Source organism: Helicobacter enhydrae, assembly GCF_001693335.1.
GTDB classification, from domain to species: domain Bacteria; phylum Campylobacterota; class Campylobacteria; order Campylobacterales; family Helicobacteraceae; genus Helicobacter_G; species Helicobacter_G enhydrae.
In genome coordinates this window covers 1,440,913-1,464,790 of the sequence record NZ_CP016503.1, presented here as the reverse complement: position 1 = coordinate 1,464,790, position 23,878 = coordinate 1,440,913, and the positions used below count along the sequence as shown (strand labels likewise).

Genomic DNA, 23,878 nt, shown 5'->3' with positions numbered 1-23,878 from the left:
TAGCTGCCTTAGGAAAAGCAAGGAGTCAGCTTGAGACACTTCTCTACCTCATAGGAGCATAGGGCGTGGGTCTATCCTTTACCACGACTAAGGTTTTGTTTCTCTCTAGCTTTCTTTTTTCTCTTAAAATCTTTTTTTCACTATCAATTCCTACCAAAGAACTCACCCATATTTCATTTTTCTCTTTGATGTGTTTTAGAGCCAAACGATAATGTCTGTCAAACTTTTTGCTTATAAGAATGAGGTAACGCTCATCTTTGGGGTCTGTATAGAGGGAATCAATGTTTTCTAGTATATAGGGAATGAGGCTGTAGTCAAAGGCGTCAATCTCTGGGTGTTTGCTCTTGTGGCGTCTCATCGTATCTGCAACAATCCCCACTTCTTTTGTCCCCAAAAGAGAAGTGAGGGTGCTAGGGATAGAGCCAATAGAGTAAGGGGTTTTTAGATCAGGGCTATCATAAAGCCTCCTTAGAGCTCTGAAGGTTTTCTCTCTTTTTTTTAGCTCTGTTTGCAATGAGTGGAGAGCTTTTGAGGCGGTTTTGTTGTGGGAGTGGGCTTCTAGCTTTTTGGCGATGATTTGGGCTAAGTGGGAGCTAGTGGAGGAGGAGGCAAAGGGGTTGGCAATAGAGCTAATGGGTGGGGTGGAGGAAGGAGTCCAACCTTTTTGCTCTAAATCATAGGAGCTAAAAATATCAATCCTACAACGGCAACCCCAATCAAGTGGAGGGGTGTGGGTGTCCCAAAAGGAGTGATTCCTAGGTAAGATTGTCCCATGCAAAACACGATGGGTGGGTCTTGTGGCAGAGTCAAGAACGCAGGAAAATCTAAAAAACCAACCATCTTCTATCCCCTCTCTATCTTTGGGGGTTTTAAAAGCTGGACGGCTCATCATCTCCATCTTTCTCCCTGACGCGTAGGCGTTTTTGAGATTGTGGGCATAGATTTTCTTTAGTCTTTTGGGGTTTGCTCCCTCCCAACCCTCTATCAAGTTTGCATTTGCCTTTTTCCACTCTGAAAAACTCTGCCCTTTGAGCATTGCAAGAGCTATGGAGTTTTGGAATGCACTCAAGCGGTCAATATTTGTAATCCCACTAATGGTGAAGGCAGTTTGAGCGGTGTGGTGTCTGAAGTCTGCTTTGTCTCTCAAAGCAAGGGGTTTTTTGCTCAAAAGATAGGCGATAGCCTGCAAAGGAGGGGTGGTAAAATCTAGCATTTAAGCCTCATTGAGTGCCCCTTTGATTGTAGCATTTGTGAGGTATTTCATCAACTCCTCCTCTAGTGCTTCAATCTCTGCTGCATTAAATCTCTCTAAGATTTTCTCCTGCACTTCCTCAAAGCTTGAGCTCTCATTGATGAGAGATTCTAAGATCGTGGGCAATGGGAGCTTGAATTTGTCTAGGGGGAGGGAGTGTTTGGTTTGGTTGGCTTCTAGGGAGAGAGTGTGGTTGAGATTTGGGGTGGGGTCTAGCTTTTTTAGCCCTTTGATTTTGAAAGTTTTCTCTAGGTGCTCGATAGGGATCTCATATCCCATACCTGTAAGATTGAGATATACCTCGCTTTGGGTTTTTTCATCGATTTCGGTATTGGAGTCAAAGCCAAAGGAAAAGGGGGCAGGATTTGAGAAGTTGAGGCTTAGAGTCAGCTCTATGAGGTTTTGCACACTTTCTCCCAAAAGCAAGCTATCGTGCTCGCTAATGCCTTGCATGATTTTTTCGTGCACTTTGCCTAAGGCTTGGGTGCCATTGAGGGTGGAGTTGCCTGCCAAAACCTGCCCTGTGATGACTTTGGAGATACATTCATCACAATAGCGGATAAACTCTAGGAAGTTTCCTTTGTCTTGGGGGGAGCTTAGGAGCTCTAGAATGTCGTTTTGTGCAAAGAGTGCCACTCCATTGCTTCTAAGCTCTAGAGCACTCTCTAGGATTTCTTTGGCATTTTCTTCGTCATTGATGGCATCTGATCTGATGATGAGGGGAGGGATAGAGAGAGAGTCAAAGAAAAGCATATTTTTGGAAACTACAGAAGCTTTGAGTGAGGCAATGATACAGACTTTGTGCATCAAAGAGCTTTTGAGGAGGTCTCCACTATCTGTGGGGTGGTAAATCAGCCACACATCGCTTCTATCTTTGAGATAGATTTTTGCTCCTGAGTTATATACAAAAAGCTCACCTCTCTCCTCTTGGATATAGGAATGAGGAATCAGTCTAGGGGAGGGGTAGAAAAACTCGCCCTCTTTGCTCCATTCCAAAATAAAGGCAGAAAAGCCATAAGCGATAGAGCTAGAGCAATCAAATAGGAATCTCCTAAAGGAGTGTTTGTGGATAAGGGAGGTGATGAAAGCCTCTTGGGCAGTGTCGGTGGAAGTGCAGACTAGAGGGAGAGAGGTGAGAGCACTTTTGCGTTTGTAAATCTCGCTTGAAATTTGTGTGTCTGTGGCGAGGAGGTAGTCAAAAATAGAGATAAAGGCGTTTAGGTCTTGCTCTTTGAGGGCTTTTTTGGTCAAAGAGTAACTGATCCCTCCTAGTGTGGTTTTGGAGTTGGGGTTGAGCATCAGTGTGGCTCTTTTCTTTTTGAAAAATTTAAACATTAGCTATACCTTTCTTTGATGGATTGGAATCTCCCTTTGAGTTTGGAGGAGATTTTGGCGTTTTTGTAATCGCACACGCTTGAGTGCATAAATGCAAGATAGGCAATGTCTCCACTATCAAGCAAATCATCGTGGGCACATTTGGGATAGGTAGAGAGCTCCTCTTGCAAAAGGGTGCTTTTTTGGTCAATGAGAAAAATAGAGGAGGAAAGAAGTGGGGAGAGGCTATCTAGGCGGACTTCTTTGTGGGCTGTGGGTTTAACCCCAATGATTGGGAGGATTAGGTTTTGCTCATAGAAGGCTTTTTTGAGGCTGTCTTTGAAAAACTCTTGGAATGCGATGCTTTCACAAGCAATCATAATCTTTTTGCAGATTTTGAGCTTTTTGAGCGTGAGGTCTAGGATTTTTTCAATCATTAGATCTGGGGTGATTTTGTATCCATGAGCTTCCCAAAAGAATTGCTTGAGAGGTTTAGAGTAATGCAAAAAGCTCAAAGCAAAATAATCACTCCTTGCTTTGCCCAAAGAGGGATCAATCCCAATATAGATACAATCAATTTGGGAGGGTAAAACCTCATAGGTGCTAAAAGAGCTTAGAGGGGCGTTTTCTCTGTCTAGAGGTTGGTTTTGGAATTCGCTCATAAAGGAGCTTTTGTCTTCTAGATAGTCGCTTAACACATCGCTTGCTTTGATACTAGGATCATCAAGGAGGAAATCTAGAGGGAGGAAGGAGCTAAGGTTTTCTTTGTGGAGCTCATCTAGATTGCTGGGGAAATTGATCACTAGAGGGAAGGATTTGAAGTAGAAATCGCTCCTTTTTTCAATCCTTTTGAGCAAAGAGTCGTAATGGAGAATAGTGCCTACAATGATGATATTGTAGGTGGGGTTGGTCCTAGCTGGGAGCTTTAAAACAGCTTTGTTGAACCAAGAGTAGAGTTTGTCTCGCTGGGTGGAGCTTGTGACATTTTCATCGTTTTCGATATCATCACAAACCACCAAATCTGGACGCATACTTAGAAAGTTTGTCCCCCTTAGTTTTTTGCCTGCTCCAAAGGCTTTGAGTTTGCAAGGAATGCCATCGCAACAAAAGCTCATCTCTTCACTTGTGGCACTGAGGAAGGGAGTGAGGGAAAAGTCGCTTTTTAGCCTTATGTTTTCCTGAATCTCAAGGGAGAGTAGCTCGATACTCTCTTTGGCTAGATCTAGAGTGGAGCTAATAATGATGAGATAGCGTTTGTCTCCCCTTAGGAGTTTCCAAAGAGAGAAAAGACGCGTGATGAGTGTGGTTTTGGCTCCTCCTCTGTAGGCTTCTATCAAAATCTTGTTGTGTTTTTGGGATAAGTCCTCAAGGTGGTCATAGATGTAGTTTCTAAACAGAGAAGCTTCGGTGGGGCTTACATGGTGGGAGAGGTAGGTTTGGACAAAAAATCGAAAATCGGACTTGGCTTTTTGCACTCTTTTTGCTTTGTCTTTGTCATTTAATGCAGGAAGTGCTTTTAAAAAGCTTTGGAGTTCTTTGAGGTTATTCATATCGTCCCTTGTGTTTTAAAACGATTTTAAAGGGATTTAAAGGGGTTTTAAAGGGGGTTTTGGTTTTCATTTAAAAACCCTTTTGATGATTTCCTCGTGGTGTGTGCTCAAAAAATCTATCACTTCTTTTTGCTCAAGCTCTAGGGCAAGATGGGCTAACTCTTTGATGGTGAGCTCTGCTTTTTCTCTAAGTTTGTCTTTGAGTTTGAACTCATCATCGTTTTTGGGGGCTTTGAGTTTCCAATAAGTTTGGGCGTATTTGTTGAGCTTCTCTAAGGAGGGGTTAGCACCTTCTAGCAATGCTTTTTCAAAAGAGGCAATGAGGGTGGCAAGAAAATATTCCTCACTTGCTTTTATTTCCTCCTCTCCTCTTTTTTCTCTCAAAAACGCTTCATCCCAATCATCTCCTGCTTCTTTGGCTTTTTTCTTGTGGTAGTAAAAAGTCGAGCGCGTGATGTCAAAAAGTGTGCAAATAGAACTAATCTCTTTTCCTTTGAGATAAGCATTTTTGATTTCTTGGCGTTGTGGGTTCAAATCCTCCTCCTTTTTCTTAAGAGTGGAATTTTTACCTAGTCCTAATCGTTATTTTGAGGAAAAATTCGCAAAATTGGGGGCTTGCCTCCATTTAGAATTCCAATCAAAAAAATAAGGAGCGGGAATGAGAGAGTTTTTGATCGAATTCAATGAAGTCTCAAAAGATGACAAAATCAAGATTTCTCCTGTGGGAGAAAAGGTTGTCGGAAGAGATGGAAGAGTGTTTGCCATCAATGCAGAAGAAGTGATAAAGGCTACCAAAAAAGGTGGAGTGGATCTGATGCTTGATGTAGATCATTGTGGAGGAGAGGCTGTTGGGTGGTTTGCACTTAATAGTTTGGAAGCAAAAGATGATGGAATCTATGCAAAGCTAGAGCTTACGCCAAAGGGGGAGGAGCTAGTAAAAAACAAAGCCTACCGCTATCTCTCACCGGCATATTTGACAGAATATCAAGGCGAGGCAATGGTGGTCAAAGGGATCCATAGTGTGGGACTAGTCAACCACCCCAATCTGTTGAAAAAGAGCCTCAACTCCAAAGAGGAGGGAGAGGGAATGCAAAAAGAGAATGAAAAGCTCAAGCAAGAGAATAAAGAGCTCAAGGCAGAGATTGAACAACTCAAGCAGGAGAATGAAAAGCTTCTCTCCTCAGTCAAAGAGCTAGAAAAAGAAAAAGAGGCAATCATCAAAGAGTATGAGAGCAAGCTCACTAGCACCAAAGTCAAGAATGCTTTGATGGGGAATAGAATGCTTAAAAAAAGAGAGGAGGAGGCTAGCAAACTTAGCGGTGAGGCACTGGAGAGCTTTTTGTCTATGTGTGCTTATGAGGCTAAGGAGGTTTTGAAAGGAAGTGATCTGGCGGATTTGCAAAAAAACTCAACGCAAAGCACAGATAAAGAGAAAATCGCCCAAAGTTTAGGGCTTGAAAATTTAGATTAAGGAGAAAAAAATGCCAAATAAGTTGGACGCAAGTTTTATGGAGAATGTGAGTAAGGGCTTTTCTAAGGTGTTTAATGAGAGCCTTGTCAAGCAAAATGATGACTACAAAAAGATCTCACTTGAGGTATTGAGTAATACCATCGTGACAGATTATGCCTGGATTGCAGACCTTCCTAGTATGAAAGAGTGGGTGGGAGAGAGAACACTCAAAGAACTCTCAGCCCACAACTACACAATCAAAAAGAAAGATTGGGAGGCAACAATCAAAATCCATAGGGATAATTTGATCTATGATAATTTGGGGATTGTCAAGCCACAGATACAGAGTTTGGCAGAGAGTGTGAGTATGCACTACAATCAACTCATTTTCAAGCTTTTGGAGGATAATGGGGATTGTTTTGATGGGAAGAAGTTTTTCGCTACTGATCATGCTGTGGGAAGTCAGAGTTTTGGCAACAAAGGAACAAAGGTGCTAAGTGCGGAGAGCTTTTTGGAGGCAAGAAAGGAGATGAGGAGTTTGGTGAATTCTCATGGCACTCCTCTTGGAATCCGTCCTAACTTGCTCGTTGTGCCTCCTGAACTAGAGGCAACAGCCCTCAAAATCCTCAAGGCTCAAACAATAGAGGGCTCTAGCAATATCACTTATGGAATGTGTGAGCTTTTGGTGTGTGATCATTTGAGCAATGATAAGGCGTGGTATCTCTTTGACACAAGCCGCAGTGTGAAGCCTTTCATTTTGCAGGTGAACAAAAAGCCTGAATTTGTCGCATTGGATAAGCCCAACTCTGATCGCAATTTTATGAGCAAAGAAATCCTCTATGGAGTGGATACTGAAGATAATGCAGGGTATGGAATGTGGCAGCTTGCTTATAAGAGTGATGGAAGTGAGCAATGAATAGAGAAAAGGCTCAAAAGCTAAGGGAAGAGAGTGAGAGGGTAGAAAATGGGGGGCTAGAGGAAAGAGTGGCTCGCTTAGAAGAGAGAGTGGCAAGCTTGGAGGCAAGTGTAGCTCGCTTAGAGGCAAACTATGAAAGCTTGGTGGAGCATATCGGGAGAATGGAGGATGAGCTTAGAGGAACAATGGAGGCTTAAGGCAGAAGCCTCTCTGCTAGATCCTCCAAAAGAGGAGTATCTGGAGCATGCAATGAAAGAGGCAAAAGAAGTGGCAAAAGGAAAGGAAGTGCCTACTTTTGCCCTCCTTGATGTGGCTCTTGTGAGATTGAAACTTTTGCTCAAAGTGCAACTCAATGGAGAAGATGAGCTCCTCTATAAACAAGCTTTGAGCGTTATCAAAGAGGCTCCAAGTGAGGGGAGTGAGAGAAAGAGTAATTATGCAAGCAAAACTAGAAGGAGTGAGTTTGATCTGTAGTGTTTTTGATGAACTTTGCACCGCCACTAGAGCTAAGCCCCTCAAAGAAATCCCCAATGAGAATGGGCGGTATCTGCTTTTTAGAGGGCTAAGGGTGCAGGGGAATGAGGAAACCCAAGAGTATAGCTTGTTTTTTGTTTTTAATGCAAGTGATGCAAGGGCAGGACTAAAGGAGGTCGATGGGATCAAAAGAGAGATCCTCCAACTCCCTACTTTGGAGAATGTGTTGCTTCCTAATAAGGTGAAACTAGAAGAAATCAAGAACTCTATTGTTGGGTTGGCTCATAGCTATGAGTTTGCTATCAAAATAAGACTGAAAGGAGTGTGGGCGTGAGAAAAATCGAAAAAATCATCATCCACTGCAGTGCCACTCCCCCTCAATCTGATATTGGAGTGCGTGAAATCGATATGTGGCACAAAGAGAGAGGGTGGAAAGGCTGTGGGTATCACTATGTCATCAAAAGAGATGGAGAAATCCAAAAAGGACGCGGGGTGGAGGAGATCGGAGCTCACACTAAGGGGTTTAATGCCAAAAGTATCGGAATCTGCCTGGTGGGTGGGGTGGATAAGAATGGCAAAGCAAGGGATACAAAAACACAGAAACAAGAAGCGTCTCTAAGGGCTTTGCTAGGAGAACTCACAGAGGAGTTTAAGGGGGCGGAGGTGTTAGGGCATAGGGATTTGGATCCAAACAAAGAATGTCCTAGCTTTGATGTGAGGAGGTGGCTCAATGTTTAGAGGTGTAGTGGCAGGAGCGATTGGAGCTGTTTTTTTGGTTTTGTGTATGTCTCTGGTGTATTACAAGAATGCTTATGAGGAAAAGAGTGGGCAGTTTGCAAGGTGCAAGGGGCAGGCTGATGGACTGATAGCAACACTCAAGCATAAGGAGCTAAGGCTCAAAGAGTTTATGGAGCAAAAACAAGATGAAAGGCAAAAAATCATCACAAAATACAAAGTCATCAAGCAAAAAGATGAGGATTGTCAATCTTTTAGGGAGGGAGTGCGTGAGGTTCTTGATGTTTTCTATTCCAATCCTCCTCCTTAGTGGGTGTGCAAAGGAAGTGGTCACTATCATGCTTCCTTGTGAGGTCAAAAGTGCCCATCGTCCTACCCCAAAGCAAGATAGACTAGAAAATCTCAAAGAGATTTTTGTCTATCTTGAGGAGCTAGAGAATGATTTGAAATTTTGTAAAGGAGAGTTAAATGGGAGATAAAGAGAGCTTTAAGCTCTATTTTTTTGTGCTTTTGGTTGGGATTTTTGCAGGAGTGATGTATGTGCTTCGATCGATCACAGAGCAAAAAATCGACACCAAAGCTAAGGCTGTGGTGTTTGTCATACAAGGGATTGGGAGCTCAATGCTTCTGTGCTTCTTGGCATTTGAGGGAGCACATTATTTTGGGTTGCCCAATTCGCTTTGTATTGCTATTGGTGGGGGTGTAGGTTGGCTTGGAGGTGAAGTTGTCTCAAGACTACTTCTAAGACTATTTGAAAAAAAGATTTTAAAGGAGTGAATGATGGCAAGAGATGTGGAGTTGTATCTGGGTGGTGGGAAGCTTTTTATGCAAAAGCTTGGTGGAGTGGAAAAAGTGGATATGGGCGTGCAGACGCTTTCTCTAAGTCGAGAGAGTGCGACAAAAGAGGCTTTTAGCCGAGCTTATGGAACAAAGCAGAGGATTGAGGAAGTGATCGTTGATGATTCTTTTAGCCTCAAAGGAACGATCAATAATATGAGTGCAAAGATTTTGGAGTTTGCTTTGGGGAGCAATGTGGAGAGTGTAGAAATCGCAGATGGAGAAAAACTCCCCAATGGAGAGACTAATAGCAGTGGAAAAACAATCGTGTTTTCTAAACTCAAAGCTGGGAGTAGCCCAACTTTCAAAGCTAAGCTCATTTTTGAGGGTGTGCCTGTGAGTGGGAAACAAAGTATGTTTGTGGCTTATGAGGCAAATATCAAGCTTAGTGGTGAGCTCAATCTTGTAAGTGATGATTTTGCAGAAGTGGGGTTTGAGGCAAAGCTCAATAAGACAAGTGAGGGGATCTATGATCACTACATCAAAGAGGAGGAAAAACAATGAAAGTTTTCAAAGTAGAGAGGGTCAATATCGCTTTTAGGGCTGTGCTATCTAATGGAGAGGAGAGAGAGCTGCTTTTTTTTGAACCCAATATGAATCAGATCCAAAAGATGAGTGGGGCTAAAGGGGTGAGTGAAAATCTAGAGGCAATGAGAGAGGTTTTGGGTGCAAATGTCAAAGGAGAGGGGGCTTTGGAGTTTATAGAGGATCTGTATGAGAATGGGAATGTGGAGAGTTTTTTTGAAAACCTCAATCACGCGATTAATAGCGAGAGGGAGAAAAAAAGAAAAAACTCTTAGAGTGGGCAAGGCAGAGAATGCTGATTGCAAGAGGGAGCGTGGTCCCTACTCCACTTGAGCTTAATGACAGCGAGGAGATCCTCATCGCAAGAGCTTGGAGTTTGTCGCTTAAGGTTGAGAGTGGGTGGAGTGAGGGGAGGCTGGTGAGTGATTATCTGGTTGTGAGGGATTTTTGCAAGAAGTTTGGTCTTTGTCCACTGCTGGTGCAAGAGGTTTGTAAAGAGATGTGCGAATGTGGATCGTGATGCTATATTCTTTTGGTTTGGGCTTGGGTGGATTGAAAAATGCCACAAGGACTACAGCAAGACAAAAAAGAAGGAAAAACTCAAACATCGCACACTCATCTTTAGAATTGAGGAATTATAATGCAAGAAAACTTTGGTGTCAATGTTACCTTTAATGTCAAAGATGGCACGATAACAACTGCCAACTCTAAAGTAGTCAATCTCAATAAGCAAGTGAGCCTCACGCAAAAAAGCGTCAGCTCACTTAATGCTAGCTTCCAAAATACTTTTTTTGCATTGGGGGGGCTAAATCTTGCCTTTGGGGCATTGAGTGCTAGTTTTGGTGCGACTTTTAAGAGTTCGCTTAATCTTGTGAGTGTGAATGAGCAACTTCAAAACTCTCTTGCAAGTCTTATCTCACTCAATCATAGCAATATCGATACGATGGGAAAAAGTATCGATGCCAATGAGAAATGGAGTGCGAGCCTAGAGCTCAGTGGGGAAACAATCAAAAAGCTCAATGTCATCAATCTCAAAACAATCTATACAATGCGGGATATGAGCGAGATGTTTAAGAGTTTCTATAGCACTGCTGGCTCTTCTATGAGTTTGGAAGAAGCCATCAATGCTATGGAAGCCATCGCATATGCTGGGCAAGTGAGTGGGGCAAGTGTGGATAGCCTGAAAATGACACTTGATAGTCTGGGGGCTGGTGTGGCTCAAACCAATACAGATTTTGGGAGGTTTGTCAATTCTCTTGGGCTTAGCACAGAGGCAATGAGCAAAGCAAAGGCAGAGGGGAGGCTCTATTCTCTCATTATGGAGAAGCTTGGGAGCTTTGCAAATGACGCAAGCAGGAGTGCTAATACTTATGAAGCGAGTGTGAGTAATCTCACTAATGCGATGGAGGAGCTCAAAAGAAAGGCAATGGAGCCTTATTTTGAGGGGATTAAAGATGCAATCAATGCCACAAGTGGGGCAATCTCAAAAAATCAAGAGGTGGTTTTGGAATCTCTTGGGGTGCTCTCAAGGCTTGCTGGAAGTGTCGCTATCCTGTGGGGAGCAACAAAGGGGCTCAATCTAGTTTTAGGGGAAGGTGCTCCTCTTAGGGCTTATGCTTCAGAGCTAAAGAGGATTGAGGGGGCGGCACATAAGGCAAGGTTTGCAGTCGGTGGGCTTTTCTCAATCCTCAAGCGGTTTGCTCCTACGGCTGGGATTTTTGCAGTGATGGAAGTCTGGAGCAAGTGGAATGAAACCATCAACGAAACCCAAGAAAAACTCAGTAAGCTCAATAAAGATGGGCTAGAAAATAAGCTTCTGGAGGCAAAAGAGAGGCTAGAGCGTGCAGGAGAAAATCTAGAAAAAGCTAGAAAAGAGGGGGGAATCCTCAATAAGTTTAGAGAGCAAGAGTGGCTGGGGGAGTATTCTAAGGCTTTTAAAGAAGTGCAGGATTTGGAGCACAGAATCAAAATATTCCCTCAAAAAAAGGTTTTGGAGCAAAAGAATAAGGCTAACACCCCCAATCTTAAGGCTATCAAAGATGCTTCTTTGGCATATAGAGAAATGGCTAAGGTGGGGCTAGGTGAGTATAATCTTGCTTTGATTGAGATCGCTGAAAGAACTCAAAAATGGGTCGATGAGGGGGTGAGGCTCAATGAGGCGTTGGCTGTGCAAAATATCCTTTTGCAGGATTTGGAGAGCAATCAAGCAACCAAAGAAATCAATGCAGATCTAGAAGATAGGGCAGCCTTTGTGGCTCTCTCTAATGATGGGATCGCTAAAAGCATAGAGCTAGAAAAAATCCGCTATGAAAAAGCTATCGCCAATCTCAATGAGAGGGTGGCAAAAGAAGTAGAGCTCCAAGAGATGAGTTGGAATAAGGCTAATGAGCTCTACAAGCTAGAGGAGCAAAAGCACCAAAGGGCTCTGGAGCAAATCAAAGAGGAGCATAGGCTCAAAAGTGGGTTTGGGGGGTATTTTTCAGAAGCTTTGAGTGAGAATTTCATCAATATCTTAAATGGCAAGGGGGTTTTGGAGTTTGGGAAAAAGCTCGAAGTGAGTGCCTCGCAAGCCTTTGGGAGAAGTTTGGCTAAAAGCTTTGAAGATAGTCGCGTCGGAAAAGCGATGGATAAAGCTTTTGATCTAGCTATCACAAAGGCAAGTGGAGCTTTGGGGAGCTGTCTTGATGGGCTTTTTGGAGAAAAGTTTGCCTCTAATCTAAGTGATGCTCTTGGGGGAGCGTTGGCAGGGATTGGAGTGGGGATTGGAGTGGGGAATCTTTTTGCCTCTTTTATGGATAAAGATCACCAAAAGGCTGCAAGTAGAGGGGGAGAGATCGGTGCTACTAGTGGGGCTGGGATTGGTGCGGCTCTGGGAACTTGGGTAATCCCTGGACTTGGCACTGGGGTTGGAGCTATTGTGGGTGGAGTGCTGGGGGGCTTGCTTGGAAGTGTGGTGGGCTCTGTTTTTAACACCAAAACCGAAAAAATCGCTGATGGGGTTGAAGTCAGAGAAAGGGGGAATAAAGACAAGATCAATGCTAGGGAGTATCAAACCTTCAAAACAACAAATAGCTATTGGTGGGGGCTAAAGAAAACAGAAAGCGTGAGGGATCACTACACAAAGGCAAATAGCTATGCCCTAATGCAAGTTAGGCATACGCTTAGAGGATTTGAGAATCTCATCGCAGATATTGGGGGGAGTGTTGATGAACTAGCAATCAGTGCTGGAAAGTATGCAGACTATCAGTCAATGAGTGATAGTGTGGTGGAGCAAGTGATCGGATCTGTGATGGGGAAAGAAGATAAGGAGCTGATTGCTGGCGTCTATCAAATGTGGAGTGATTATGCTAAAAGTATCAATAAGAGTGTCAGTCAAGCTGTGATGGAGGGAATGGCTAGCTTTGTCAAAAGTGGGCAAAGCTATACAAAATGGCTCTATGACTTCAGAGGCGATGCTCTAGGGAGTGCTAAATATAGTGCAGAGCTTGCCCAAAAGGAAGTGGATAGACTGCAGGAGGCTTTGGGGGTGAGTGGGATCAATGTGGATAATTTCCTAGATTTTAGAGAGGAGATGATCAAAAATGCTTTTGATCCTAGCACTATCAATCTCATCAATTCTTTGGGTGAGGCACTCAAAAATAGTGCTGAGGCTAGCAAAAAGTTTGAAGAAGCACTCAAAAAGGAAAACAAAACAAAGCTCAAAGCTCTTGATCCATTCCTCAAAAAGACAAAAACGCTAGAGGAAGCAAATCAAACTAGAGGAGAGATTGGGACAAAAACAAATCTCAAGATTTTGAGTGTTTTGCAAAAAATCCTCAAAGCTCAAGAGGTGGTGAGCTATGGAGGTGCGGTGTGAAAGTGCTAGTGAAGAATGAAACCATCATCATCAATAGCAATCTAGAGGAGAGTGCTCCTTTGTGGACACAAGAGAGTGGTTACAAAAAAGGAGATGTCGTGGTGGGGGAGGATCATCTGCTCTATGAGGCACTTAATGATGTGAGTGGTGTGGCTCTGAAAGATAGCCTCTCTTGGAAGTGTTTGGGGAGTGATAATACAAGGGCGTGCTTTGATTTTTTCCTCAATACCACAAGTAAGAGGGAGGAGAGTCTAAAAATCAGCTTTAGTGGTGGAGGGGGGCTCTATCTTGGGAATATCCGTGCAAAGAGTGCGAGGGTGGAAGTCTATAATAGTCGCTCTCAAGAGCTCATCGAGCAAAAGGATTTCAAGCTCATCTACCGCAATACAAAATCTTGGAAGGAGTATTTTTTTGGGGAGTTTATTTTCACCAAACATCTCTACTACCCAAGAAGCACGCTGACAAAATCTGTGGCATTCACTCTCACTTTGGAGAATGCAGGATCGATTGCTGAGATTGGAAGTATTTTTTGTGGGAATGAAGTGGAGTTTGGGACGAGTTTGTATGCTGGGAGTATCAGTGCGAGCGATTTTAGCAAAATCGAGACTGATGAAGATGGCTATACAAGTATCACGAAGGGGCATTATAAAAAGCTCAATGAGTTTAGTGTGCTTATCGAGAATGAAAGGCTTGATCATTTGGTCAATAAGCTTATAGGGATTAGGGGGGAACCTGCGGTGTTTATCATCGCAAATACTTATGAAAGTCTCATCAATTTTGCGGTGCTCAAAAGCTGGGAAGTGCCACTAGAGCTCAAAAGCAAAAGCATCGTCAATCTTGAGATTGAGGGACTCATCTAGAAAGGAGGAATAATGGAAGACATCGATAGTGGAATGAATGCAAAAGTGATCTCTTGTGTGATCACTCAACTGCCCAAACCCCCCACAAGCAAAGAGCCTGATTGTTTTGATGAGAGGGCTGATGCGTTTTTGGAGAGTTTGCCAACGCTTGTAGAAGAGATGAATACTGTGGGAGAGCAGGTGAATGAGTTTCTCCCAAAGCTTGAGAGTGAGGGAGAGAAAATCGCACAAAAGTGCGAGCTGAAGGCTCAAAAGGTGGCAGAAAAGATTGAACAAATCAAAGAAGATGCCAAAAGAGAGATCGCAAGCATTGTCACTGCGCGCAGTGGAATGCTCAAAGAGAGTGCAATGCGGACTTATCTGCTTGCTTTGAGCGTGAGAGAAATCGTGATGAAAAATAGGAGGAATTATGAGAGAGTAGGAGAAGTTAGGGAGTTTCGAGGCAGTGAGGTGGGGGGTGGATATGTGAGGCTTCCTGCACAGCTAAGTGTGGTGGAGTATCCACTGCTTGCAAGGGCTTTGGGGGTGCGTAGTGGGGAGTTTGTCGTAAATGGAAAAGAGGGTGAGAAAATCTATACAGGAAAGGGAGAGTGAATGAGTGTCGAGACAGAAGTCGCACAAACGCTAAGTGCAATCAATGAGGTTTTGAGAGAGGTCGCAAAAGAAAAAATCGATCCGAGTGTTTATACAGAAGTTTTGGGGAGCTTTGTGGAGGAGAAAAAGAGGGAGTTGCAGGGGGTTGTGGATAGGGTCAATGATCCTTTGGGGGAGAAAACTATCACGATGGAAACCATCGGCAAACAAAGGGCGATTGCAGGGGCGTATGTCTATCAAGAGGTGTGGAAAAAAGATGGGAGGATCACAAGATATGGGGATTTTATCTTGATTGGGTATTGTGATGATAATATGCTTGGAGTGAATGCTGATGGAGGTAAGAGCCTAAGAGTCCCACTTCCTAACGATGTGGAGTTTGAAAGGCTGGTGGTGGGCTATCACAATCTGTATGCTATCCCTAAAGCTGGGCAAAGCAATGTGGGTGGGGTGGAAGGAAGCTTGGATTGTTGTTTGTTTTGTATGGGTTATGGTGTCTATGGGCAGCTTGGGAAAGGGAGCACTAGCGATTCGCTTGTGCCTTATGTCCATACTTTTGAATCAAGGGTCAAGAAGCTTTTGGTCTCTGGGCATGGGACTGATATCAGAACTGGGTGTTTTGCTCTGCTTGAAAACAAAAAGGTGTTTGTGTGTGGGAATCAGCCTGAGGGGTATTTTGGGATCGGTAATACTTCGCAAGTGAATGCTTGGGTGCAGGCTCATGAGGGAGTGGATGATATTTTTGTCTCTCCTTTTGATTGCTGGATCATCAAAAGTGGGGTGGTGTATGCGATGGGGTGGAATGGTGTGGGGCAACTAGGGTGCAATAGTAGTGGGCAAAAACACACTCCTGTGCAGATCAAGGCTGGAGTGAGGGAGGCTTTTATCCAATGTTTTGCAGAATATCAGAATGATTGGTATGTCTCGGCTTTTATGATGTTTGATGGGGTGCTTTGGGCAGCAGGAAGGAACTCTCACTATCAGTTTAGTGCCAACAACACTTCAGATAGCAATGCTTTGGTCCGCGTCACAGATGGGAATGGGCTGCCTCTCAATACGCCTAGGGGGACTCGATTTTTGAACCACCCTCTTTTGACTGTGATCCTTATCCCCAACAATGGAGATACTGATGTGTATGTCTCTGGATATGGGGAGTATGGGTTTGGAGATGGGAGCTGTGATAGAGCGACAAAGCTCAAAAAGATCAAGACGCTTAGTGGGGTGGGCTGGGAGCTGGATAGTAATTTTGGATCGGATAATTATCAAGACAGCATTGATTGTGTTTTTATCATCCATAAGGAGAAGCAAGAGATCTGGGCGTGGGGGTATAACGGATATGGAGAGCTTGGGATTGGGAAAAAAGGAGGAGAGGAGATGACAATGACAAAAGTGTGCTTGCCTAGAAAGGGGCTCAAGCAGTTTGAAGCGTGGGCTTGTTTTGCTGCGGATAATACGGGGGGACTTTGTGTGATTGTCGATGGGGTGCTGTATGCTTGTGGGAACAATATCCATCAGCGTCTTTCAAGAGTGTCGCCGATTTTGAGCCCGGTGGCTAGAGCATAGATAAAGGAGAAGGAATGAAATACTACAAAATCAATAATGCAGAGATTGTAAGGGCAAGGCATAATGAGCCTTTGGAGTGTGTGGGGGCTGATGGAGTGAGCTCTTTTTATATCAGTCAGAGCGATGAGGAGCTGAATGCTCCTTTTGTGGAGATCCAAGAGGGGGATTTGCCTAGCGAGATAAGGGAGAGAATGGAGCGTGAGGAAGCCAAAAAGGCTGAAGTGGATACTACAACGATCGAGAGGAAAGAGCAGGAAGTCAGAGAGGCGTTAGCAAGCTTTGAATCTAGTGCGTTGGGCAAGAGGGGAATCTATGATAGTGATTTGGTTTGGCAGGCAAATTTGCTCCAAGCGTTTTCACTTGGCAAGGGTGGGAGGCTTAGAGTGAGGTGTGATGGAGAGGAAAAGCAGTATGTTTTCCATACAAAGGAGCAAGTCAAGCAAGTGATGAGCGATTGGGTGAGGCATAAAGATAGGGTTTTGAGTGAGTTTGAGGAGTTTAAAAAGGGGGGTTAATGGGGGTTTAATGGGGTATGGTGGGGGTATGGTGGGGGAGCGTGGCACCACCAATAAAATTGCATGAAATTTTGCATTTGAAATCAAAGTCAAAACCCCCCACTTTGATTTCATTTGTAAAATCACTTTGATTTCAAGTGGAGTTTGACATAATCTTTTAATTTGCAAGGATTATCATTTATATCTAATACTTCCTCTTTGCTGTCACGCACTGCAATCAATATCTCTAAAACACCAAAAGCTTTGGGAAATTCACTAAAAAGTTTTCCTATACAACTTTGCATCACATCTTTATTTTTACCAAGCAAAAAGTTTAGATGATTGAGTGCTATGGTAATATCATCACGATTATTCAAACATTTTTTTTCAATCAACATAAAAGCCCAAATTCCTATTGGTAGTTTTCAAGGTTTCTAAAAATTTATCAAAGTCTAATGTGTTTTTCATTTTTCATTCCCACTTACTCATATCTATCAGTTTAAGTAAGTTTAACTCACAAAAACTTACAAACTTCTTATATCCCTCCCCGTAGCCACATCCCTTGCTATCGTACATCACAGAAGGCAAGGGATGCGTTTCAAGATCTTTAGACACAATCGCTCAAAAGCCCTCAAGAGTATCGAGCAGAATCTCAGCAACCTCTTGTGCTAGTGGGATGTCCATTTTTTGATGGCAAGGGATAGAGATTTGGGCATTATAAAAGCGTTCAGCTTGATAAAGCGATCTGTGAGGAGTTTTGGCATACAAATCATAAAGATGAATGGGCTTATAATGCACCTGGACTCCAAGCCCCCTTTCTTGCAAACGAGCAAAAATAGCTTCTTTGGCACACCAATATTGCTGTTTGAGAAAAATAGGATACAAATGGATAGAGCTTTTGATATGAGAGGGGATCTGGAGAGTATGAAAATATGGATTATCTTTGAACACTTCATCATAAAAGCTTGCGATCTTTTGGCGTTGCTGGATAAAAGTATCAATCTTTTTGAGTTGTGAGCGTCCAAGTGAGGCAGCAATATCTGTAAGTCGGAAATTGAATCCACTCTCTTGCACTTGAGTATTCCATAGCGATTTTTTGATGACGCCGTGCGAACGGATGCGTTTGATACGCTCATAGAGTTTGGCGTCTTTTGTGGCGATCGCCCCACCCTCGCCTGTTGTGATAGGTTTGAGGGCGTGGAAACTAAAGATTGTCAGATCTGCAAATGCTCCAATTTTTGTGCCTTGATACTCTCCTCCAAAGCTATGAGAACTATCGGAGACAAAAGCGAGTTGATACTCTTTGGCGATTTGTGCGATTGCCTCCACATCGACACTTGCCCCCGCATAATCTATGCTAACAATCGCCTTGGTTTTGGGTGTGATCAACTCGGGGATTTTGTGTGGGTTGATGTTGCCATTACTCATAATGTCACAAAAAACAGGTTGTGCGTGATTCTCCAACAGCATATTGGAAGTGGCAACAAAACTAATCGGCGATGTGATGACTTCACAATGTGCCAAACCCAACGCCCTATACGCACAAAAAAGTGCAGAGGTCGCAGAGTTGAAGCTCAACACATAAGGCACTCCAAGATACTGGGCAAGCTCTTGCTCAAAAAGTTCTGTTTGAACGCCTTGCGTGAGGTTTGAAGATTGCAGAGTGGAAACAACAGCAGAGATGTCATCTTCATCGATACATTGAGTGCTGTATGGGATCATATCGCCTGATCTAAAAGTTTGATTTTACTTGCGTTGTGTGCGACTTTGAACAATGGGTTTTGGAGTTTTTCTTTTTGAAACTCTGTGGTTTGGGGGAGTAGATTTTGGATTTGGTGATGATGGGTTTGGATTTGCTGTGCGATGCGTTTTTGCAGAGAATGAATGATGTTTTGGGTGTTTTTTGCATCTTGTTTTGTTAGCTTTTCTGCCAATTCTTGAGAATCATCCAAACCAAGATCGTGCAAATTTTTTTTGATCTCATCTTGAAGGGTTTGGATTTCTTGCAATTGCTTTGGATTCTTGAGTTGGGTTTGAAGTGTAATAAGGGAGCGATTGAGGATTTGGAGCTGCCCGACTTTTTGGTTGATCGCTTTGATGGTTTCAAGTGGATTTTCTGATATCTCCTGTGTTTCTTGGGTTATTTTCTGGAGCTTTTCCTGCTTGATTTCTTGCGTGTGCTTGGCGATGTTGGGGTATCGAGAATTATTTACTTTCATTGCGTTGCTCTAGATATTTTGTATGGATTTTGGAGTGTTTGAAGTCCTGATTTTCCATCATTTCAATATGGAATGGGATGGTGGTTTTGATACCATCGATATAAAACTCTTTGAGTGCTCTACGCATTCTAACGATGGCTTTTTGACGATCTTCTGCCCATACAATGAGTTTGCCAATCATAGAATCATAATGCATTGGCACAACATAATTACAATAAGCCTGAGTGTCTAGTCTCACATAAGAACCGCCCGGTGCTACCCATTGAGTGATTTTGCCGGGACAAGGAAAAAAGGTCTTGGGGTCTTCTGCTGTAATCCTGCATTCGATTGAATGCCCTTTGAAAGAGATACTCTCTTGTGAGGGCAGTCTCTCTCCTTCTGCGATTCTGATCATCCACTCTATCAAATCAAGTCCGCTAATCATTTCGCTCACGGTATGCTCAACTTGCAAACGCGTATTCATTTCCATAAAATAAAAATCTTTGTTGTTGGCATCAAGCAAAAACTCAAAAGTCCCCGCACCGACATAGCCGATATATTTCGCTGCACGCACAGCCGTTTCCAATAGTTTCTGACGCACTTCTTCACTCAAAACAACAGCAGGGGCTTCTTCGATAAGCTTTTGTTGGCGTCTTTGGGCTGAACAATCCCTCTCTCCGATATGCACGACATTGCCGTGTTTGTCTGCCAAAATCTGCACCTCGATATGCTTGGGGCTTTTGATAAATTTTTCCATATAGATTGTGCCATCACCAAAAGCACTAAGTGCCTCGCTTTCTGCTGCAAGATAAGAGTTTTTGAGGTTTTCCTCCGACTCCACCACACGCATTCCGCGTCCGCCACCACCTGCTGCAGCTTTGATAATGACAGGATAGCCGATCTCTTGAGCCACCCTTTGTGCTTCTTGATAATCTTTGAGCGAGCCTTTGCTGCCCATAATCACCGGGACACCAGCCTCTTGCATCACATCTTTGGCTTTGGATTTGTCACTCATGAGATTCATAACCTCTGAGCTTGGTCCTATGAACTCCAAATGATGGTGTTTGCAGATTTCCACAAAACTTTGATTCTCGCTCAAAAATCCATATCCCGGGAAAATCGCATCAGCTCCAAAAAGCTCTGCTGCACTGATAATCGCAGGAATATTGAGATAGCTATCGCTAGATTTTTCGCTTCCGATACAAATCTTGGCATCAGCGACATTGAGATAATGGGCGTCTTTGTCTGCAGTAGAATACACAGCGATTGCTTCTTTACCCATTTCTTGGATTGTGCGGATGGCTCTTAATGCGATTTCTCCACGATTAGCGACAAGGATTCTTTGTAGTTTATTCATCGTTATGAGCCTTTAGATTTTTTCGACTTTGATAAGCTTGGAATTAAACTCTACAGGCTGCGCATCACTTGCAATGATTTCGACAATTTGGCAATCAAACTCCGCTTCAATTTCATTCATAATCTTCATCGCTTCCACAATCCCGATAATCTGTCCTTTTTTGATTTTGTCTCCGACATTGACATACGGAGGAGAATCAGGAGATGGCGCACGATAAAAAGTTCCAACCATCGGAGAGATGATAAAGGTGCCATCTGTCGCTTGTGGCGCAGCTTGAGGCTGTGGAGCTGGTGCAACACTCTCTGCTTGGCTTTGCTGTATTGGCATCGGAGCAATCGCGGAAGTGGTGATAGTGGTGGGACATTGAATATGTTTTTCCAAAAGAATCTCAAAGTCCTCTTTTTTGATACTGAGTTTGGAGATTTGCTGATTGGCAAAAGTCTCGATTAGTTTTTCTATTTCTTTATGATTCATTTTGTATGTCCTCTCATTTTGCAAGATGATTTGATGCCTTGTTTATTCCAAATGCTAATACATAGGCAACTAGATTTGTTATGATAGCATAATTAAAACATTGGATTTTAATGTTTAGATTAGCTTAACAACAAAACATAAGGAAATAAATATGGGTTTAAAATCAGATCGCTGGATACGAGAGATGAGTTTGCAAAACAAGATGATTGAGCCATTTTGTGAGAAGCAGATTGGTAGCGGGGTTGTAAGCTATGGAGTGAGCAGCTATGGGTATGACATCCGTGTAAGCAATGAGTTTAAGATTTTTACAAATATCAATGCGACCGTTGTGGATCCCAAAAATTTTGATTATGAAAATGTGGTGGATTTTGTGGGTGATGTGTGTATCGTGCCACCAAATTCTTTTGCCCTTGCTTCTACAATCGAATACTTCAGAATGCCTAGAGATGTATTGGCGATTTGTTTGGGCAAAAGCACTTACGCGCGCTGTGGAATCATCGTTAATGTTACGCCTTTTGAGCCAGAGTTTGAAGGGCATATCACTATAGAAATCAGCAACACCACTCCACTCCCTGCCAAAATCTATGCCAATGAGGGAATTGCTCAAGTGTTGTTTTTGCAAGGTGATGAGGCGTGCGAGACGAGTTACAAAGACAAATCGGGCAAATATCAAGGGCAAAGAGGAATCACTCTGCCTAGAATTTTGAAGTGATTAAAACTTGCGGGAATAAGAAAGCATCAGAATCTCTGCATCCTTCTTGGATCCCTCTGTGGAATACATTGCGATTTTTTCTATAGAGGGATCTATGTATTTGGAGCTCACAAGATAATTGACTCCAAATCCAAGCATAGCTCCTGCCGCGACTTGCAACAAAGTATGGCGTTCTGCATAAACACGACTAAACCCCGTAAAACCTGCCAAGATCGATAGAGGCAATCCCCACTTCCACCCATAGCGTTTTTGCATAAATCCCACTGCACTAAATGCCGAAGCTGTGTGTCCTGATGGAAATCCTTGAAAATTTCCATTGTTTGGACGCTGGGCAAAAGAAACATATTGTGGATGTTTTTTGCTTATCTCATTAAGCCCCCATTTGCTCACCAACACAACACCCATCGTAGAACCAAAGCCTATAGCGTATTCTTTGAGTCCCTGATAATCTTGTATCGATAGTGCATAAGAAACCGGTACAACGGGCAAAAACTGCAAAACATCCCCGATGGTTTCTATGACCTTTTTTGCCGTTGTTGCATTGACCTGTGAAGACAATACGAAAAATATAAAGAATATTTGGAAATATTTTTTCATCTCAAAAAGCTCCTGATTTGTCTTGTGTATCAAAGTAGGAAATGATCAAGAATGGTATGCCCAGAGGGATTCAAACCCCCGACCTACAGGACCGCAACCTGTTGCTCTATTCAGCTGAGCTATGGACACAAACAAAATGAGTTTGTGATTATAGCTACTTTTGGACAAAAAAGCAAAGATTTTGAAAGTTTAGGATAAAATATCGCCACTTGATTTGATGAAAGTCAATCAAGAAATCCAAAACGAAATGGTGGTGATAGTATGCCAGGCATTAAAATGCGTGAAAACGAATCTTTTGATGAGGGTTACAGAAAGTTCAAAAAACAAGCCGATCGCAATTTGGTAGTAACTGAATGCAGAGCGCGTAGATTTTTTGAATCTAACACTGAAAAACGCAAAAAGCAAAAGATTAACGCCAAGAAAAAAATGCTGAAGCGTCTTTATATGTTAAGACGCTATGAGTCTAGGCTCTAATCTGTTCCTCCGCCTCACATTGCTTGATGATGAAGCGGAGGATGCAATCTAATCGACTAGTCTGCAAAACTTCATAAATTACCAGAACCTCAAATTACGACAAATTTGACAACCTCCAACATCCACACTAAAAAGATAAGAAAATATTCAAGACACTAAGGTCACAAAAGAGGGCTTTGCTTGTTTAAATAATTAATTGATTACAATTGACAGAAACTCTACTTTTGATATTTTTGAAGCTTCAATATCCAAAAATACTACGATTTCATCAAATTTCTTTTGAGAAATTGAAGGAATGGTGCAAGGAGCTCAATGCCCAAAATGGAGGCAATCGCAAATTATTGGAATCTTTTTTGCTTCTACTCCCTAAAATTTCAAGGAGTCACCGATGCAAATCACTTCTGCCAATTCTTTTATGCCCAACTATTCCAAGCTCAATCAACAAGAACAATATCTCAAAGATTCTAATATCTTGCCCACACAAGACAAACAGCAAGAGATCATAGAGCAAGAGCCTTTTGTCGCTCCTGTAGGTGAGTTTCCAAGACAAACCTATGGTTTATCGATTTTGGAAACCATGAGTGATGATGACTATCGTGCATTCACAAGGGCAACAGCAGAGATGACAGAGGGTGAGAAAATCATGGCAGCACAAGCCCTCTACCGCTCCACTAATTTCTATCAAGGCAAAACACAGCAAGAACAGGAGAGCAAAAATCCTTATCAAGAGCATTCTAAAGAAGTGCAAGAATTTTTGCAAATGTATGAAAATGCACGCAAAGCTATCGCAGGGATTTGACTTTTTGAAACAAATAATATACAATACGCCTTTTTCACAAGTCAAGGTAGCTCAGCTGGTTTAGAGCGCTGGTCTCATAAGCCGGAGGTCGGGGGTTCGAGTCCCCCTCTTGACACCAATTTCTGATTACCCTTTCTCACCCAAAATATCAAATCCCGTGTTGTTTTCACTTGACGAGGAACATTGACTATACATTTTTTAAATATCTCCAAACAAGTAGAGGCATCGGCATACGCACGATGATTGTTGGGAGTAAAAATCTGCAAATACTCATTCAAGAAGCTCAATCCATAACGCGGTGCGACAATCGTTTTGTGTGCCAATGCGATCGTGCAAAGAGTGGGATTATAAAGCCCGATTCCAAAAAACTTGATATAGCATTGATTCAAAAACTGATAATCAAACGCTGCATTGTGTGCCACAAACACATTATCTCCGATAAATGTTCTAAACTCCCCCAAAACTTCTTTGGCACTTGGAGCAAACCTCACATCCTCAAGCCCAATCCCTGTGATTTCTTCAATCACTTCAGGAATCACTTCCACATGCACCAAATGCTCAAAACGCCCCACCACCTCTCCACTACCTTTGCACAAAATCGCACCAATCTCAAGTAGCCCTCCACAATCAGGATTCACATCTGTTGTCTCAATATCAACAAAACAAAACACCGCATCACGCCACATCTGTTGATACCCCTTAAAAATAGCATTGCCCTCTTGCAAAACAACAGGCAAGCCCACATAATTCAAAAACTCAATACTCTCTTGAGAGATTTCCAAATGTGCCAAAGATATATCTTGTTTCACAAGTGCATCAAACTCTTGATAGGGTATTTTTCCCGCATTCT

The 23,878-nt window shown here is 42.8% G+C and carries 31 protein-coding genes and 2 tRNA genes; 21 read left to right on the top strand and 12 right to left on the bottom strand.

Features of this window, described 5'->3' with window-relative positions; translation table 11 throughout:
- Positions 1 to 43: 43 nt before the first annotated feature.
- From BBW65_RS07065 to BBW65_RS07050, 4 genes are all read right to left on the bottom strand, one after another.
- A complete protein-coding gene (locus tag BBW65_RS07065; protein ID WP_066341453.1) occupies positions 44 to 1,213 on the bottom strand; it encodes a phage minor head protein in 1,170 nt (389 codons plus the stop codon).
- A complete protein-coding gene (locus BBW65_RS07060) occupies positions 1,214 to 2,587 on the bottom strand; it encodes a phage portal protein family protein (protein ID WP_083986092.1) in 1,374 nt (457 codons plus the stop codon).
- Positions 2,587 to 4,116, bottom strand: coding sequence for a hypothetical protein (locus BBW65_RS07055; protein ID WP_066341451.1), 1,530 nt, complete (start codon positions 4,114 to 4,116; stop codon positions 2,587 to 2,589). The genes BBW65_RS07060 and BBW65_RS07055 overlap by 1 nt, the downstream gene beginning before the upstream one ends.
- Before the next feature lie 66 nt (positions 4,117 to 4,182).
- Complete coding sequence (locus BBW65_RS07050) at positions 4,183 to 4,650, bottom strand: DUF1804 family protein (protein ID WP_066340848.1); 468 nt, start codon at positions 4,648 to 4,650, stop codon at positions 4,183 to 4,185.
- 124 nt (positions 4,651 to 4,774) lie between these two features.
- On the opposite strand from BBW65_RS07050, the gene BBW65_RS07045 reads away from it, so the two are divergent.
- The 17 genes from BBW65_RS07045 (at position 4,775) to BBW65_RS06965 (ending at position 16,438) form a co-directional block, all read left to right on the top strand.
- A complete protein-coding gene (locus tag BBW65_RS07045) occupies positions 4,775 to 5,587 on the top strand; it encodes a phage protease (protein ID WP_066340846.1) in 813 nt (270 codons plus the stop codon).
- Positions 5,588 to 5,597: 10 nt separating this feature from the next.
- Complete coding sequence (locus tag BBW65_RS07040; protein ID WP_066341449.1) at positions 5,598 to 6,482, top strand: Mu-like prophage major head subunit gpT family protein; 885 nt, start codon at positions 5,598 to 5,600, stop codon at positions 6,480 to 6,482.
- Positions 6,479 to 6,679 (top strand): hypothetical protein, encoded by a 201-nt coding sequence (locus BBW65_RS07035; protein ID WP_066341447.1) that lies wholly within the window; start codon positions 6,479 to 6,481, stop codon positions 6,677 to 6,679. The genes BBW65_RS07040 and BBW65_RS07035 overlap by 4 nt, the downstream gene beginning before the upstream one ends.
- Positions 6,651 to 6,956, top strand: coding sequence for a hypothetical protein (locus BBW65_RS07030; RefSeq protein WP_066341445.1), 306 nt, complete (start codon positions 6,651 to 6,653; stop codon positions 6,954 to 6,956). The genes BBW65_RS07035 and BBW65_RS07030 overlap by 29 nt, the downstream gene beginning before the upstream one ends.
- Positions 6,919 to 7,290, top strand: coding sequence for a hypothetical protein (locus BBW65_RS07025; RefSeq protein WP_199919422.1), 372 nt, complete (start codon positions 6,919 to 6,921; stop codon positions 7,288 to 7,290). The genes BBW65_RS07030 and BBW65_RS07025 overlap by 38 nt, the downstream gene beginning before the upstream one ends.
- Positions 7,287 to 7,694, top strand: coding sequence for an N-acetylmuramoyl-L-alanine amidase (locus tag BBW65_RS07020; RefSeq protein WP_066341441.1), 408 nt, complete (start codon positions 7,287 to 7,289; stop codon positions 7,692 to 7,694). The genes BBW65_RS07025 and BBW65_RS07020 overlap by 4 nt, the downstream gene beginning before the upstream one ends.
- Positions 7,687 to 8,001 (top strand): hypothetical protein, encoded by a 315-nt coding sequence (locus BBW65_RS07015; protein ID WP_066341440.1) that lies wholly within the window; start codon positions 7,687 to 7,689, stop codon positions 7,999 to 8,001. Before BBW65_RS07020 ends, BBW65_RS07015 begins: the two co-directional genes overlap by 8 nt.
- Positions 7,973 to 8,170, top strand: a complete 198-nt coding sequence (locus BBW65_RS07010; RefSeq protein WP_066341439.1) for a hypothetical protein — start codon at positions 7,973 to 7,975, stop codon at positions 8,168 to 8,170. Before BBW65_RS07015 ends, BBW65_RS07010 begins: the two co-directional genes overlap by 29 nt.
- Complete coding sequence (locus BBW65_RS07005; RefSeq protein ID WP_066341436.1) at positions 8,160 to 8,468, top strand: phage holin family protein; 309 nt, start codon at positions 8,160 to 8,162, stop codon at positions 8,466 to 8,468. Before BBW65_RS07010 ends, BBW65_RS07005 begins: the two co-directional genes overlap by 11 nt.
- A 3-nt stretch (positions 8,469 to 8,471) precedes the next feature.
- The gene (locus BBW65_RS07000; RefSeq protein ID WP_199919421.1) at positions 8,472 to 9,032 is read left to right on the top strand and encodes a hypothetical protein; all 561 of its coding nucleotides are present in this window, start codon (positions 8,472 to 8,474) and stop codon (positions 9,030 to 9,032) included.
- Positions 9,029 to 9,328 (top strand): hypothetical protein, encoded by a 300-nt coding sequence (locus tag BBW65_RS06995; RefSeq protein ID WP_066341431.1) that lies wholly within the window; start codon positions 9,029 to 9,031, stop codon positions 9,326 to 9,328. The genes BBW65_RS07000 and BBW65_RS06995 overlap by 4 nt, the downstream gene beginning before the upstream one ends.
- A 17-nt stretch (positions 9,329 to 9,345) precedes the next feature.
- On the top strand, positions 9,346 to 9,573 hold the full coding sequence (locus BBW65_RS07920) for a hypothetical protein (RefSeq protein ID WP_199919420.1): 228 nt from the start codon (positions 9,346 to 9,348) through the stop codon (positions 9,571 to 9,573).
- Between the two features lie 120 nt (positions 9,574 to 9,693).
- Positions 9,694 to 12,909 (top strand): hypothetical protein, encoded by a 3,216-nt coding sequence (locus tag BBW65_RS06985; RefSeq protein ID WP_066341423.1) that lies wholly within the window; start codon positions 9,694 to 9,696, stop codon positions 12,907 to 12,909.
- Positions 12,906 to 13,769 carry a hypothetical protein gene (locus tag BBW65_RS06980; RefSeq protein ID WP_066341421.1) on the top strand — a complete coding sequence of 288 codons (864 nt, stop codon included), beginning with the start codon at positions 12,906 to 12,908 and terminating at the stop codon, positions 13,767 to 13,769. The genes BBW65_RS06985 and BBW65_RS06980 overlap by 4 nt, the downstream gene beginning before the upstream one ends.
- A gap of 12 nt (positions 13,770 to 13,781) precedes the next feature.
- Positions 13,782 to 14,363, top strand: a complete 582-nt coding sequence (locus BBW65_RS06975) for a hypothetical protein (RefSeq protein ID WP_066341419.1) — start codon at positions 13,782 to 13,784, stop codon at positions 14,361 to 14,363.
- Entirely contained in the window at positions 14,364 to 15,923 is a 1,560-nt protein-coding gene (locus tag BBW65_RS06970; protein WP_066341417.1) for an RCC1 domain-containing protein, read from the top strand.
- Positions 15,924 to 15,937: 14 nt separating this feature from the next.
- On the top strand, positions 15,938 to 16,438 hold the full coding sequence (locus BBW65_RS06965; RefSeq protein WP_066341412.1) for a hypothetical protein: 501 nt from the start codon (positions 15,938 to 15,940) through the stop codon (positions 16,436 to 16,438).
- Positions 16,439 to 16,560: 122 nt separating this feature from the next.
- Here BBW65_RS06965 and BBW65_RS06960 read toward each other — a convergent pair whose 3' ends face one another.
- The 5 genes from BBW65_RS06960 to accB all read right to left on the bottom strand — a co-directional run bounded on the left by BBW65_RS06960 (position 16,561) and on the right by accB (position 20,446).
- Positions 16,561 to 16,815: a DpnII family type II restriction endonuclease gene (locus BBW65_RS06960; RefSeq protein ID WP_066341410.1), complete on the bottom strand. Its 255-nt coding sequence runs from the start codon at positions 16,813 to 16,815 to the stop codon at positions 16,561 to 16,563.
- A 223-nt stretch (positions 16,816 to 17,038) separates the two neighbouring features.
- Complete coding sequence (pseC, locus tag BBW65_RS06955) at positions 17,039 to 18,139, bottom strand: UDP-4-amino-4,6-dideoxy-N-acetyl-beta-L-altrosamine transaminase (RefSeq protein WP_066341408.1); 1,101 nt, start codon at positions 18,137 to 18,139, stop codon at positions 17,039 to 17,041.
- On the bottom strand, positions 18,136 to 18,636 hold the full coding sequence (locus BBW65_RS06950) for a hypothetical protein (protein ID WP_066341407.1): 501 nt from the start codon (positions 18,634 to 18,636) through the stop codon (positions 18,136 to 18,138). The genes pseC and BBW65_RS06950 overlap by 4 nt, the downstream gene beginning before the upstream one ends.
- Complete coding sequence (locus BBW65_RS06945; protein ID WP_066341406.1) at positions 18,623 to 19,972, bottom strand: acetyl-CoA carboxylase biotin carboxylase subunit; 1,350 nt, start codon at positions 19,970 to 19,972, stop codon at positions 18,623 to 18,625. The genes BBW65_RS06950 and BBW65_RS06945 overlap by 14 nt, the downstream gene beginning before the upstream one ends.
- 12 nt (positions 19,973 to 19,984) lie before the next feature.
- A complete protein-coding gene (accB, locus tag BBW65_RS06940; protein WP_066341401.1) occupies positions 19,985 to 20,446 on the bottom strand; it encodes an acetyl-CoA carboxylase biotin carboxyl carrier protein in 462 nt (153 codons plus the stop codon).
- A 151-nt stretch (positions 20,447 to 20,597) separates the two neighbouring features.
- Between accB and dcd the strand changes: the two genes are divergently transcribed.
- Positions 20,598 to 21,158, top strand: a complete 561-nt coding sequence (gene dcd, locus BBW65_RS06935; protein WP_066341399.1) for a dCTP deaminase — start codon at positions 20,598 to 20,600, stop codon at positions 21,156 to 21,158.
- Here the strand turns inward: dcd and BBW65_RS06930 are convergent, their stop codons facing one another.
- Both BBW65_RS06930 and BBW65_RS06925 read right to left on the bottom strand, forming a co-directional pair.
- Complete coding sequence (locus tag BBW65_RS06930) at positions 21,159 to 21,755, bottom strand: phosphatase PAP2 family protein (protein WP_066341397.1); 597 nt, start codon at positions 21,753 to 21,755, stop codon at positions 21,159 to 21,161.
- Positions 21,756 to 21,807: 52 nt separating this feature from the next.
- Positions 21,808 to 21,884, bottom strand: a tRNA-Arg gene (locus tag BBW65_RS06925).
- Between the two features lie 132 nt (positions 21,885 to 22,016).
- Between BBW65_RS06925 and rpsU the strand changes: the two genes are divergently transcribed.
- The 3 genes from rpsU to BBW65_RS06910 all read left to right on the top strand — a co-directional run bounded on the left by rpsU (position 22,017) and on the right by BBW65_RS06910 (position 23,146).
- Positions 22,017 to 22,229 (top strand): 30S ribosomal protein S21, encoded by a 213-nt coding sequence (rpsU, locus tag BBW65_RS06920; RefSeq protein WP_066341395.1) that lies wholly within the window; start codon positions 22,017 to 22,019, stop codon positions 22,227 to 22,229.
- Positions 22,230 to 22,617: 388 nt separating this feature from the next.
- Positions 22,618 to 23,028 (top strand): hypothetical protein, encoded by a 411-nt coding sequence (locus BBW65_RS06915; protein WP_066341394.1) that lies wholly within the window; start codon positions 22,618 to 22,620, stop codon positions 23,026 to 23,028.
- Positions 23,029 to 23,068: 40 nt separating this feature from the next.
- Positions 23,069 to 23,146, top strand: a tRNA-Met gene (locus BBW65_RS06910).
- Here BBW65_RS06910 and BBW65_RS08175 read toward each other — a convergent pair.
- Positions 23,103 to 23,714, bottom strand: coding sequence for an exonuclease domain-containing protein (locus BBW65_RS08175; protein WP_083986202.1), 612 nt, complete (start codon positions 23,712 to 23,714; stop codon positions 23,103 to 23,105). The two genes, BBW65_RS06910 and BBW65_RS08175, sit on opposite strands and share 44 nt — an antisense overlap.
- Positions 23,715 to 23,878: the final 164 nt, after the last annotated feature.

What these genes read in the sequence shown, in the direction of transcription:
- BBW65_RS07065 (WP_066341453.1), bottom strand. Translation starts at nt 1,213, where the DNA reads ATGCTAGATTTTACCACCCCTCCTTTGCAGGCTATCGCCTATCTTTTG.
- BBW65_RS07060 (WP_083986092.1), bottom strand. Translation starts at nt 2,587, where the DNA reads ATGTTTAAATTTTTCAAAAAGAAAAGAGCCACACTGATGCTCAACCCC.
- BBW65_RS07055 (WP_066341451.1), bottom strand. Translation starts at nt 4,116, where the DNA reads ATGAATAACCTCAAAGAACTCCAAAGCTTTTTAAAAGCACTTCCTGCA.
- BBW65_RS07045 (WP_066340846.1), top strand. Translation starts at nt 4,775, where the DNA reads ATGAGAGAGTTTTTGATCGAATTCAATGAAGTCTCAAAAGATGACAAA.
- BBW65_RS07040 (WP_066341449.1), top strand. Translation starts at nt 5,598, where the DNA reads ATGCCAAATAAGTTGGACGCAAGTTTTATGGAGAATGTGAGTAAGGGC.
- BBW65_RS07035 (WP_066341447.1), top strand. Translation starts at nt 6,479, where the DNA reads ATGAATAGAGAAAAGGCTCAAAAGCTAAGGGAAGAGAGTGAGAGGGTA.
- BBW65_RS07030 (WP_066341445.1), top strand. Translation starts at nt 6,651, where the DNA reads ATGAGCTTAGAGGAACAATGGAGGCTTAAGGCAGAAGCCTCTCTGCTA.
- BBW65_RS07025 (WP_199919422.1), top strand. Translation starts at nt 6,919, where the DNA reads ATGCAAGCAAAACTAGAAGGAGTGAGTTTGATCTGTAGTGTTTTTGAT.
- BBW65_RS07015 (WP_066341440.1), top strand. Translation starts at nt 7,687, where the DNA reads ATGTTTAGAGGTGTAGTGGCAGGAGCGATTGGAGCTGTTTTTTTGGTT.
- BBW65_RS07010 (WP_066341439.1), top strand. Translation starts at nt 7,973, where the DNA reads ATGTTTTCTATTCCAATCCTCCTCCTTAGTGGGTGTGCAAAGGAAGTG.
- BBW65_RS07005 (WP_066341436.1), top strand. Translation starts at nt 8,160, where the DNA reads ATGGGAGATAAAGAGAGCTTTAAGCTCTATTTTTTTGTGCTTTTGGTT.
- BBW65_RS07000 (WP_199919421.1), top strand. Translation starts at nt 8,472, where the DNA reads ATGGCAAGAGATGTGGAGTTGTATCTGGGTGGTGGGAAGCTTTTTATG.
- BBW65_RS06995 (WP_066341431.1), top strand. Translation starts at nt 9,029, where the DNA reads ATGAAAGTTTTCAAAGTAGAGAGGGTCAATATCGCTTTTAGGGCTGTG.
- BBW65_RS07920 (WP_199919420.1), top strand. Translation starts at nt 9,346, where the DNA reads ATGCTGATTGCAAGAGGGAGCGTGGTCCCTACTCCACTTGAGCTTAAT.
- BBW65_RS06985 (WP_066341423.1), top strand. Translation starts at nt 9,694, where the DNA reads ATGCAAGAAAACTTTGGTGTCAATGTTACCTTTAATGTCAAAGATGGC.
- BBW65_RS06975 (WP_066341419.1), top strand. Translation starts at nt 13,782, where the DNA reads ATGGAAGACATCGATAGTGGAATGAATGCAAAAGTGATCTCTTGTGTG.
- BBW65_RS06970 (WP_066341417.1), top strand. Translation starts at nt 14,364, where the DNA reads ATGAGTGTCGAGACAGAAGTCGCACAAACGCTAAGTGCAATCAATGAG.
- BBW65_RS06965 (WP_066341412.1), top strand. Translation starts at nt 15,938, where the DNA reads ATGAAATACTACAAAATCAATAATGCAGAGATTGTAAGGGCAAGGCAT.
- BBW65_RS06960 (WP_066341410.1), bottom strand. Translation starts at nt 16,815, where the DNA reads ATGTTGATTGAAAAAAAATGTTTGAATAATCGTGATGATATTACCATA.
- pseC (WP_066341408.1), bottom strand. Translation starts at nt 18,139, where the DNA reads ATGATCCCATACAGCACTCAATGTATCGATGAAGATGACATCTCTGCT.
- BBW65_RS06950 (WP_066341407.1), bottom strand. Translation starts at nt 18,636, where the DNA reads ATGAAAGTAAATAATTCTCGATACCCCAACATCGCCAAGCACACGCAA.
- BBW65_RS06945 (WP_066341406.1), bottom strand. Translation starts at nt 19,972, where the DNA reads ATGAATAAACTACAAAGAATCCTTGTCGCTAATCGTGGAGAAATCGCA.
- accB (WP_066341401.1), bottom strand. Translation starts at nt 20,446, where the DNA reads ATGAATCATAAAGAAATAGAAAAACTAATCGAGACTTTTGCCAATCAG.
- dcd (WP_066341399.1), top strand. Translation starts at nt 20,598, where the DNA reads ATGGGTTTAAAATCAGATCGCTGGATACGAGAGATGAGTTTGCAAAAC.
- BBW65_RS06930 (WP_066341397.1), bottom strand. Translation starts at nt 21,755, where the DNA reads ATGAAAAAATATTTCCAAATATTCTTTATATTTTTCGTATTGTCTTCA.
- rpsU (WP_066341395.1), top strand. Translation starts at nt 22,017, where the DNA reads ATGCCAGGCATTAAAATGCGTGAAAACGAATCTTTTGATGAGGGTTAC.
- BBW65_RS06915 (WP_066341394.1), top strand. Translation starts at nt 22,618, where the DNA reads ATGCAAATCACTTCTGCCAATTCTTTTATGCCCAACTATTCCAAGCTC.
- BBW65_RS08175 (WP_083986202.1), bottom strand. Translation starts at nt 23,714, where the DNA reads ATGTGGCGTGATGCGGTGTTTTGTTTTGTTGATATTGAGACAACAGAT.